Raw genomic sequence first — 10668 nt, 5'->3', positions numbered from 1 at the left:
CCGCTTTCGCTGGCAAGCCAGCTCCCACAGGTTTTGCGGCGTGCATCAATCCGCTGATCGACACAATCCACTGTGGGAGCGGGCTTGCCCGCGAAGGCGCCGGTTCAGTCGATAAAGACGCTGGATGTGCCAACGCCATCGCTGGCAAGCCAGCTCCCACAGGGAAGTTGTCTACATTTTAGTTAGTTGATCTTTAGTTGGTTTAAGTGTTGATGGAACAACACTTGTGTTGCTCTAAATACAACTATTCAGCCGGATCTAACCTAAGTGTTATTGGTTCTTTTACGGCAAGCCTTCAGCCCGTCTAGCATCGGTTTTCAACGGAGAAGCTGACTTTGGGGATGCTGCGCTTCAGTCACTAATCAGCCTTCACCGCCTTCCTGATTTCCATAACTACAGCAGACATTGCCGTGCATTGATTGCCGACCCTTTATTGTCGGTAACGGCCGGGTATTAGCTGCGATAAAGGAGCTGTCCCATGTATCAGCGTTCCCGTTCATTGCTGGCCATCGCGGTGGTCGGTGCGATCTGGCAACTTCCGGCGCAAGCCGAAGACACTTCCACCCGCGTTGACGATGACACACGGCTGGGTACCGTGCTGGTCACCGGCACTCGGGGCACGGCACGTACGGTGCTCGATTCTCCAGTGCCGGTGGACGTGTTGACCGCCGCCGATCTCAAGTCCACGGGCGCGGCTGACGGTGAACTGGGCCAGGCGCTGCAGACGTTGCTGCCGTCGTTCAGCATGCCGCGTCAGTCCAATTCCGGTGGTGCCGACCATGTGCGCGCCGCACAGCTGCGCGGCATGAGTCCGGATCAGGTGCTGGTGCTGGTCAACGGCAAGCGCCGTCACACCTCGGCGGTGGTCAACGACTCGTCGAAAATCGGTCGCGGCACGGCGCCGGTGGACTTCAACTCGATCCCGATCAGCGCGATCAAACGCATCGAAGTGCTGCGCGACGGCGCCGGGGCGCAGTACGGTTCCGACGCGATTGCCGGGGTGATCAACATCATCCTCGACGACGCCCCCGAGGGTGGTGAAGTGTCCACCAGCTACGGCGCGTTTCACACTCATCAGGACGCGATCGGCAGAACCACCACCGACGGCCAGAACAGCGTGACCACCGCCAAGATCGGCACGCGCCTGGGCGAAGAGGGCGGGTTCATTCGCGGCGGCACCGAGTACAAAAATCGCAACCCGACCAACCGCGCCGGTTTCGACGGTTTTGCCGATACCCCGGACCAGCGCAACTACGTGATGGGCGACGGCCTGGCGCGGGACGTCAACCTGTGGTTCAACAGTGAGCTGCCGCTGGCGGGTGGCAAGGCTTACAGCTTCGGCACTTACAACCAGCGCCACACCACCGGCGCTGAATTCTATCGCTACCCCTACGAGCAGCCGCAGTTCTATCCCAACGGCTACCTGCCGCAGTCGCTGGGCGACAACAAGGACGTCTCTGCCACTGCCGGTTTCAAAGGCATGATCGGCGCAGACTGGGACTTCGACAGCAGCGTGACCCATGGCCGCAACCGCTTCGACGGCTCCACCCGCCGCACGCTCAACGTCAGCCTCGGTGAGGACTCGCCGACCCGGTTCGACACCGGCGATTACGAGCTGCGCCAGACCACCACCAACCTCGATTTCAGCCGCGAACTGCGCCTCGGCGGACGCTCGTTCGTGCTGGCGCTGGGCGGTGAATACCGCTACGAAAACTACCTGACGTACGCTGGTGACGAGGCCTCCTACATCGGTTCCGGCGCTGACGGCGCCAACGGCCTGCGCCCCAGCGAAGAGTCGGACCTGGACCGCAACGTGTTCGCCACCTACGCGGAAATTTCGGGCGATCTGACTGACCGCTTTTTCGTCGACGCCGCCACCCGCTGGGAACATTACGATGATGCCGGCAGCAAACTCACCGGCAAGCTCAGCGGTCGCTACAAACTGACCGAACAGTGGGCGCTGCGCGGTGCGCTGTCGAACAACTTCCGCGCGCCGTCGCTGGCGCAGAGCGGTTTCCAGAACACCACCAGCAACTTCGGCGAAGGCGGCACGCTCACCGATATTCGCGTGCTCTCGGTCAACGACCCGATCGCCCGCGCGCTGGGGGCCGAGAAGCTCGATCCGGAAACCTCGAAGAACTTCAGCCTCGGCCTGACCTTCCAGCTCAACGAGCGCTTCGATGCCTCGCTCGATGTGTTCCGCATCGACGTCAAGGATCGCATCACTCTGTCGCAGCGCATCGGCAGCGATGCCATGGAGCAATACATCAACGACAATTTCGGCGTGGCCGGGGTGCATGATGTCAACTTCTTCACCAACGCCGCCGACACCAGCACCCACGGTGCCGAACTGGTGCTCAACTACCATCAGCCGCTATACGAAGGGCAACTGGGCCTGACCACCGCGTACACCTACAACCACACCAAAGTCACCAGCACCAAAGGCACGCCCGCGCAACTGACGGCGCTGGGTATCGGCAACGATGCACTGGTCGGCGTTGAAGAAACCAACACCCTGACTGACGCGGCGCCCAAGGATCGTTTCGTGTTTTCCGCCAATTGGGCCAGCGAACACTGGGGCTTGCTCGGGCGTCTGACCCGGCAGGGCGAGACCACCCGCGTCTTCGACTTTGGCGATTCGCAACCGGAGCAGACCTATGGCGCGGTGTGGCAACTGGACGCCGAGGTGACCTACAAATTCACCCCGAAATTCAGCGTCGCCCTGGGCGGCAACAACCTCACCGACAACTACCCGGAGCGCTCCGGCTCGGCGATCAATTACGGCGGCAACCTGCCGTATGACGTGCTGTCGCCGATCGGCACCAACGGCGCTTACTACTACGCCAGCGCCACTTACGGCTTCTGAGCCGCACCGCCATGGACGGCGGATCTTCTGCGGGACTCTGCATGAATCACTCCAACGGTCCCAAGCGTCACCTGCCGGTAATGCAGGCGTTGCTGATCACGCTGGGCATGGTGATCACCACCGACATCCTCAAGACCGCGCCGACCGTGGCGCTGAACGTCGGGCCGGCATATTTCTACTGGGTGTGGGTGCTCGGCGGCCTGGCGTCGATGGCCGGGGCGTTGTGCTTTGCCGAAATGGCCACGGCATTCCCACATCCTGGCGGCGACTATCACTTTCTGCGCACCGCCTATGGCGAGCGCATGGGGTTCCTGTTTGCCTGGTCACGCTTCTCGGTGATGCACACGGGCTGGATCGCCTTGTCGGCGTTCATGTTTGCCGATTACGTCAACGCCGTGGTGCCGCTCGGTCGATACGGCTCGGGGTTGTTTGCCGGCGGGGTGATCGCTGCGCTGGTGCTGCTCAATCTCACGGGCAAGCACATCGGTTTCATCACCCAGACCTTGCTGGTGGGCTTGTTGGCGCTGGGCTTTCTGAGCATCGCCAGCGCCGGGGTGTGGCTGGCGTGGCAGGGGATCGAAGCCGCTCCAGCAAGCGTCTCGGTTGCGCCGGAAAACACCGGTATGGCGGGGCTTTCGGCGGCGATGATTTTCGTGTTTCTGGCATTCGGTGGCTGGAGCGATGCGGCGACCTTGTCGGCGGAAGTGCGTGACGGTCGACGTGGAATATTCATCGCCATGCTCGGCGCGTTGACGCTGCTGATGGCGATTTATCTGGCGCTGAACTGGGCGTTTGTGCGAGGCCTGGGATTCGCCGGGCTGGCGGCGAGCAACGCACCGGCAGTGGAGTTGTTGAACCGTGCCTTTGGCGCGCCGGGTGTGCTGCTGATTCTGCTGATGGTGGGTATCGCGGCCATCGCCAGCATCAACTCGACCTTGCTGGTCGGCGCCCGCACCACCTATGCCGCTGCCCGCGATGTGCCGCAGTTGCGTCGTTTCGGCGAGTGGCACGAACGTGACGGCGTGCCGCGCAAAGCGTTGCTGGCGGAGGGCTCAGTGGCGTTGTTGCTGGTGCTGTTCGGCAGTTTCACCCAGAGCGGCTTCAACACCATGGTCGAGTACCTGACCCCGGTGTATTGGCTGTTTCTGAGCTTCAGCAGCCTGGCGTTGATCATCCTGCGCCGACGCTTTCCCGACGTGTCGAGGCCGGTGAGGGTGCCTTTGTATCCGCTATTGCCTCTGCTGTTTTTCGGGCTGTGCCTGTACATGCTTTATTCGAGCGTGACAGTGGTGGGGTGGGGCGCATTTCTGGGGATTGGCGTGTTGCTGGTGGGCGCGCTGCTGTTGGCGGGATTGAGCCGCCTGGCGTCGACGCCTCGGCAAGCTCTGGGGCCGATCAGCGATTAAAACGAGACTTCGGCCGGTTGCGACAGACGCAGTACCGACAAGTCCCCGGTGATGCGTTTGTACGCCAGTCGAATTGCCTCGATGTTGCCGGCGTTCTGCGGATTGTTTTCGTGCAGGATCACGATGACCTTGGTGCTCAACCGCTCCGGCTCCTTTGCCCCATGATCACGCCATTGCCCATAGGCATCGAACACGGTGAAACCGTCGGGAAACCGCGACGTCACTTCCTTGTCGAGAAACTCGCGCCAGCGCGCCGCGCTGACCGCACCGTCCTTGCCATCGACCGTGCCCACCGAGAAGTACAACTCGGTGCGGATCCACTGCGCCTGCGCCGGGCGCGAGGCGTCACCTTGCAGGGTCGAGCTGGCGGGATCTTTGGTATGCACCGAAACAGCAGGAGGACTGGCGCACCCGGCGACAGCGACAAATAGTGCAGCCAGTAACAGGCGTCTTTGCATGGAACATTCCTTTTATGAGTCAAGTGCAGACGCGCAATGATAGGGGCTGAGATTAATAGCGATAAAAGATTAAAAAATGATTTCCTGGTTGATTAATGGAATAAGAAATCATCGAGTCGTGGGTACCGAACGTGCCAACGCCATCGCTGGCACGCCAGCTCCCACAGGTTTTGTGGCGTGCACAAAGCCGCTGATCGACACAATCCCCTGTGGGAGCGGGCTTGCCCGCGAAAGCGCCGGCTCAGTCGATAAATACGTTGGATGTGCCAACGCCATCGCTGGCAAGCCAGCTCCCACCGGTTTTGTGGCGTGCACCAATCGCTGATCGACACAATCCCCTGTGGGAGCGGGCTTGCCCGCGAAGGCGGTGTGACATTCAGCGATGAGGTTGGCTGATCTGACGCTTTCGCGAGCAAGCTCAGCGCCCCTCATGCTGCTTGCGATAAGCCCCCGGTTGCACGCCCACCGACTTGGCAAATGCCCGGGTAAACGCGGCGATCGACTGATAGCCCACCGCCGCACACACCTGTTCCACCGTGTGGTTAGTCCGCAGCAACTGGCAGGCATGCCGAATGCGCAACGCCAGCAATACCTGCCCCGGCGATTGCCCGGCCAGTTCGTTGAAGCGTTTGAAAAATGCCGAGCGCGACAGCCCGGTACTCGCCGCCATGCTCTCCAGCGACCACGGCAACTGCGGTTGTGCGATCAACTGATCCAGCAACGGCGCGAATTGCGGATTGCGCGCCAATGCCACGAGGCCGCCGAGGCTCTGGTTGTCGGCCATCTGCTGACGCAGCACGTACAAAAATAGCAGATGACTCAAGCGTTCGAGCAGCGCCGAGGAGGGCGCCGGCAGGCGTTCGCACTCTTGCAGGATCAACTCGAACAAGGCTCGCGCCGCGCTGGAAGACGGATCGCCCGCGCGCAGGATGATCCAGTCGGGCAACCCTTCGATGATCAGCGATGACAATCCCGACTTGAAATGGAAGAACCCGCAAACCAGCCCGACGCCATCCTGTGCCTGGCTATCGAGCGCGGTCATGGCCCTGCGCGGCAGCGTTTGGGCGAGGGCCGTCTCTTCGGCGCTGGAGAGGCGGTAATTCAGATCCCGCAGCAGAAACACCGCATCCCCGGCGTCCAACGGTATCGACCGTGCCTGCCCATCAATGTGCAGCCAGCAACGCCCCTGCACGATCAAGTGAAAACTGGCGCGCGCCAGCCCATGCGTACTCGCGTGCCAGCCACCGCAATAGCGCCCGACGTGGAACAGACTGGCGTCGAGTTCGAGGCTTTCTAATAACCAATCAACCAAAGGGCTGGACGAAATCATCTAATGGAAACACTCAGGAGCAAGTAATCGCTACTTTAGAATATGGATCGAAATTTTTATAACCAACAGACTGGCCGGACACTCAACAGCAGGAGTCCACTCCATGTCGCGCGTCACTCTTCACACCGTGCAAAGCGCTCCCGAAGCCGCCAGACCGTTTCTGGAAAATGCGCAGAAAAACTCCGGATTCATTCCGAACCTGCTGGCCGTGCTGGCCAATGCCCCGGCCGCACTGGAAACCTACGTTACGGTATCGGCGCTCAATGGCAAGTCCGAACTCAGCCTCGCCGAGCGCGAAGTGGTGCAACTGATTGCCGCGACCAACCATGGTTGCGATTTCTGTGTCGCAGGTCATACCGCCGTGGCGCTGAATAAGGCAAAACTGCCGCCGGAAGTGGTCAGTGCGCTGCGTGAAAAAGCCACTGTGCCCGTGGCAAAACTGGAAACCCTGGCCGCATTTGCCCGCGAGGTGATTGCCACCCGGGGCAAGGTCAGCGATCAGACCTTCAACCAATTCAAGGCCGCCGGCTACACCGAAGGCAATGCGCTGGAAGTGATCCTCGGCATCAGCCTGGCGACCCTGTGCAACTTCGCCAACGTGTTCGCCGACACGCCGCTCAACCCTGAGCTGGCGGCGTATCGCGCGTAATCCGCCAGCGCTTCGGGCCGCATCGTCTATGGTTGATGCGGCTGCGTACAAGGAGAGAAACGACATGCTCAATCCGGCATTGATGCAATGGCTGGAACACAACGCCCAGGCCCTGGATGCGGGCGACGGCGATCCACAACAGGTGCTGACACAACTGGCGCAGGCCGGGGTGCTACGGGTCGGCGTCAGCCCGGCGCTGGGCGGCAGCGGTGGCCACGTCAGCGATGCCGTGGAAACCCTGGCCGCCGTCGCCAGCCATTCATTGGCAGCGGCGTTCGTATTCTGGGGCCAAAGGGCCTTTATCGAATACTTGCTGCACAGTCCCAACGCTGCACTAAGGGAAAAGCTGCTGCCTTCACTGCTCAGCGCAGAACTGGCCGGCGCCACCGGTCTGTCCAACGCGATGAAGTACCTGTCAGGCATCGAGGCACTGCAAGTGCGCGCCGCCAGTGCCGCTGACGGCTGGACCTTGAACGGGCGCCTGCATTGGGTGACCAACCTGCGCAAAAGCGGTTTTGTGGTGGCGGCGGCGATCGAGCATGAGGCGGGCGGTTCACCCTTCGTGCTAGCCATCCCGGATGGCGCGGCCGGCGTAACACGTTCCGCCGACCTGCAGCTGATGGGGCTGCAATCGAGCAACACTGCCGCCATCGATTTCGCGCAAGTGGCGGTCGGTCGCGAATGGCTGCTGCATGAAGATGCGCGCAAGTTTCTACCGGCGGTGCGCCCGGCGTTTCTTGGCTTGCAGTGCGGCATGGCGCTGGGCCTGGCGCGACGTGCGTTGGCCGAGGTCGAAGGACATTTACAGAATGGTCGTTCGATTCTGCTGGAGCCGTTGCAAGAACAACGCGAGCAACTGGCTCGGAGCGTCGACGCGCTCAAGCAGGGCCTGCATGATGGACGCTTCCTGACCCAGCCGGGCGCGTTGTTCCAGATCCGCATCGCACTGGCCGAATCCGCCGCCAATGCGGTGCAACTGGAATTGCAATCCAGCGGCGGCAAGGCCTATCTGACCGAGCACGGCAGTGGTTTCGCCCGGCGCTGGCGTGAGTCGGCGTTCGTGCCGATCGTCACGCCGAGCCTGGTGCAACTGCGCGCTGAATTGCAGCGGCAGAAACGGGAAGCGACGGCATGACCGCGCCGGTGCTGGAGGCGCATGGCATCAGCCTCGGCTACCCGCGAGAGCAGGGCTGGCACACCGTGCTGGAACACTTCGACCTGCAATTGCAGCCCGGCGAAGTGGTGACGATTCTCGGCCCCAGCGGTGTCGGCAAATCGAGTCTGCTGCGTGTGCTGGCGGGGTTGCAGGCACCGCAGCAGGGCCGGGTGAGCCTGCTTGGCGAACCGCTGACCGGTGCGCACCCTCGGGTGGCGGTGGCGTTTCAGGACCCGAGCCTGTTGCCGTGGCTGACTTTGGAAAAGAACGTCGCCTTCGGTCTCGACTTCGCCCGCCAGCCGCACCTGACGGCCGAACAACGCAAGACGCGGATCGACCACGCCATCGCTGCGGTCGGCCTCGAACACGCGCGGTTGCCGCACCCGACGCAGTTGTCCGGCGGCATGGCCCAACGCACCGCGCTGGCGCGGTGTCTGGCGCGGCAGCCGCAGGTGCTGTTGCTCGATGAACCGTTCGGCGCGCTGGATGAAATCACCCGCGCCGACATGCAGCAGTTGCTCCTGCAACTGATTGCCGAGCACCACACCGCAGCCGTGTTGATCACCCACGACATCGACGAAGCCCTGCTGCTTTCCGAGCGGATTCTGCTACTGGGTAACAGCCCGGCGCACATCCTCGGCGAGTGGCGCATCGATCTGCCTCAGCCGCGTGCCGAGTTGGTTGAGGAACTGGGCGCGCTGCGCATCGACATCCTCAAAACCCTTCGGCGGGCGAGCCGCAATCCCCTCATTCAACCTGTGCCCGCTACGTCGGAGATTGACCATGTGCCTGGACGACTTTACTCACACACGTCGTGACTTCCTCAAACTCAGCGCGTTGCTGACCGCTGGCGGCGCGTTGCCGTTGCTCAACAGCCTGAATGCCCGTGCCGCTGCCGAGCCGAACGCGCCGGTGCGCATCGGTTATCTGCCGATCACCGACGCCACGCCGTTGCTGGTGGCGCACAACAACGGGCTGTTCGAGGCCGAAGGCATTCAGGCCGAGCGCCCGGTGCTGCTGCGCAGTTGGGCGCAGGTGATCGAGGCGTTCATTTCCGGGCAGGTCAACGTGATTCATCTGCTGTCGCCGATGACCGTGTGGGCGCGTTACGGCAGCAAGGTGCCGGCCAAGGTCGTGGCGTGGAACCACGTCGGCGGCTCGGGCCTGACCGTGGCGCCGGGCATCACCGAGGTCAAGCAACTCGGTGGGCAATCGGTGGCGATTCCGTTCTGGTATTCGATTCATAACGTGGTGGTGCAGCAGCTGTTCCGCGATCACGGGCTGTTGCCGGTGAGCAAATCGGCGAGCGCCGCGCTGGCGCCGAACGAGGTCAATCTGCTGGTGCTGCCGCCGTCGGACATGCCGCCGGCCCTGGCGAGCAAACGCATTGCCGGCTACATCGTCGCCGAGCCGTTCAACGCCCTGGCCGAGGAACTCAAGGTCGGCCGAGTACAGCGCTTTACCGGCGACGTCTGGCGCAATCACGCCTGCTGCGTGGTGTTCATGCACGAGCAGGATCTGAACAACCGTCCCGAGTGGTCGCAGAAAGTGGTCAACGCGATCGTCAAGGCGCAGGTCTGGACCCGCGACAACCGCGCCGAGGCCGCCAAGCTGCTGTCCAGGGACGGCGAAAATCGCTACACGCCCCACGCGCAACCGGTGCTCGACCGGGTGCTGTCGCCGGCCACCAGCGACCGCGAGCAATATCTGGCCAGCGGCGCGATTCAGCACAGCCATTGGGACGAGCAGCGCATCGATTTTCAGCCGTACCCGTTCCCCAGCTACACCGAAGAACTGGTCAAACGTCTGAAGGACACGTTGATCGAGGGCGACAAGGGGTTCCTCGCCGGCCTTGATCCGCAGCAGACCGCCAAGGATCTGGTGGATGATCGCTTCGTGCGCAACGCCATCGCGGCCGTTGGCGGCATGCAGACCTTTGGCCTGCCGGAAAGCTTCGAACGCAGCGAGGAGTTCGGCCTCTGATGCGCCAGCGATCTTCATTGACCGTGCAGGGTTTGTTGGGTGTAGCGGGGCTGTTGTGCCTGTTGCTGCTGTGGTGGCTGGGTGTGCATCTGTTTGGCGGCAACGACAGCCTGGCGTTGCGCTTTTCACCCGAGGCAACTCTGGCGAGCCTCGGCGAACTGTTGCTGCGCCCGGAGCTGTACGAGCATGTGCTGGTCAGTCTGAAGCGGATTCTGGTCGGGCTGCTGCTGGCGCTGCTGATCGGTGTACCGCTGGGCTTGATGATTGGCAGCTACCGGCATCTGGAAGCGGCGACCACGCCGGCGTTTCAGTTTCTGCGGATGATTTCGCCGTTGTCGTGGATGCCGGTGGTGGTGATGCTGCTGGGCGTTGGTGATCAGCCGATCTACTTTCTGCTGACCTTCGCTGCGGTGTGGCCGATCCTGCTCAACACCGTGGCCGGCGTGCGCCAGCTTGATCCGCGCTGGCTGCAACTCAGCCGCAGCCTCAGCGCCACCCGCTGGGAAACCCTGCGCAAGGTGATCCTCCCCGGCGTGCTCGGCCATGTGCTGACCGGGGTCCGGCTGTCGATCGGCATTCTGTGGATCGTGCTGGTACCCTGCGAGATGCTCGGGGTCAGCGCCGGGTTGGGCTACTTCATCCTCGATACGCGTGATCGCCTGGCGTATTCGGAACTGATGGCGATGGTGCTGCTGATCGGCGTACTGGGTTTTACGCTGGATGCGTTCGCGCGCTGGCTACACCGACGCTGGGCGCCGGCCTGAGCCTCTTCACCAGCAGGCTCGCTCCCTGCGCGCAATCCCGCAATCACCACAAAGCC

At 62.4% G+C, this 10668-nt stretch carries 9 protein-coding genes and 1 pseudogene; 8 read left to right on the top strand and 2 right to left on the bottom strand.

The genetic code is table 11. The annotated features are described in order from the left end of the window. The 3 genes and pseudogenes from B1722_RS29675 to B1722_RS27900 form a co-directional block, all read left to right on the top strand. Positions 1 to 182 (top strand): annotated as a pseudogene (locus B1722_RS29675) (hypothetical protein); the annotation flags it as partial. 296 nt (positions 183 to 478) lie between these two features. Beyond that, a complete protein-coding gene (locus tag B1722_RS27905) occupies positions 479 to 2866 on the top strand; it encodes a TonB-dependent siderophore receptor (protein ID WP_086794993.1) in 2388 nt (795 codons plus the stop codon). A gap of 41 nt (positions 2867 to 2907) precedes the next feature. After that, the gene (locus B1722_RS27900; protein ID WP_086794992.1) at positions 2908 to 4272 is read left to right on the top strand and encodes an APC family permease; all 1365 of its coding nucleotides are present in this window, start codon (positions 2908 to 2910) and stop codon (positions 4270 to 4272) included. On the opposite strand, the gene B1722_RS27895 is transcribed toward B1722_RS27900, so the two are convergent. Further along, the gene (locus B1722_RS27895; protein ID WP_041074659.1) at positions 4269 to 4730 is read right to left on the bottom strand and encodes a DUF3574 domain-containing protein; all 462 of its coding nucleotides are present in this window, start codon (positions 4728 to 4730) and stop codon (positions 4269 to 4271) included. The two genes, B1722_RS27900 and B1722_RS27895, sit on opposite strands and share 4 nt — an antisense overlap. Before the next feature lie 418 nt (positions 4731 to 5148). Beyond that, positions 5149 to 6060 carry an AraC family transcriptional regulator gene (locus B1722_RS27885; RefSeq protein ID WP_086794990.1) on the bottom strand — a complete coding sequence of 304 codons (912 nt, stop codon included), beginning with the start codon at positions 6058 to 6060 and terminating at the stop codon, positions 5149 to 5151. Positions 6061 to 6163: 103 nt separating this feature from the next. On the opposite strand from B1722_RS27885, the gene B1722_RS27880 reads away from it, so the two are divergent. The 5 genes from B1722_RS27880 (at position 6164) to B1722_RS27860 (ending at position 10612) form a co-directional block, all read left to right on the top strand. Further along, positions 6164 to 6709: a carboxymuconolactone decarboxylase family protein gene (locus B1722_RS27880; RefSeq protein WP_041074663.1), complete on the top strand. Its 546-nt coding sequence runs from the start codon at positions 6164 to 6166 to the stop codon at positions 6707 to 6709. A gap of 64 nt (positions 6710 to 6773) precedes the next feature. Then, on the top strand, positions 6774 to 7844 hold the full coding sequence (locus B1722_RS27875; protein ID WP_086794989.1) for an acyl-CoA dehydrogenase family protein: 1071 nt from the start codon (positions 6774 to 6776) through the stop codon (positions 7842 to 7844). Then, positions 7841 to 8683, top strand: coding sequence for an ABC transporter ATP-binding protein (locus tag B1722_RS27870; RefSeq protein ID WP_086794988.1), 843 nt, complete (start codon positions 7841 to 7843; stop codon positions 8681 to 8683). Before B1722_RS27875 ends, B1722_RS27870 begins: the two co-directional genes overlap by 4 nt. Then, complete coding sequence (locus B1722_RS27865; protein ID WP_041074669.1) at positions 8649 to 9848, top strand: ABC transporter substrate-binding protein; 1200 nt, start codon at positions 8649 to 8651, stop codon at positions 9846 to 9848. Before B1722_RS27870 ends, B1722_RS27865 begins: the two co-directional genes overlap by 35 nt. Beyond that, positions 9848 to 10612, top strand: a complete 765-nt coding sequence (locus B1722_RS27860; protein WP_041074671.1) for an ABC transporter permease — start codon at positions 9848 to 9850, stop codon at positions 10610 to 10612. Before B1722_RS27865 ends, B1722_RS27860 begins: the two co-directional genes overlap by 1 nt. The last annotated feature ends 56 nt before the right edge of the window (positions 10613 to 10668 follow it).

Origin of the sequence: Pseudomonas sp. SCPG-7, assembly GCF_002156405.1 — a bacterium.
In the GTDB taxonomy this organism is placed as follows: Bacteria; Pseudomonadota; Gammaproteobacteria; order Pseudomonadales; family Pseudomonadaceae; genus Aquipseudomonas; species Aquipseudomonas parakoreensis.
This window is presented reverse-complemented; position numbering and strand designations above follow the sequence as displayed.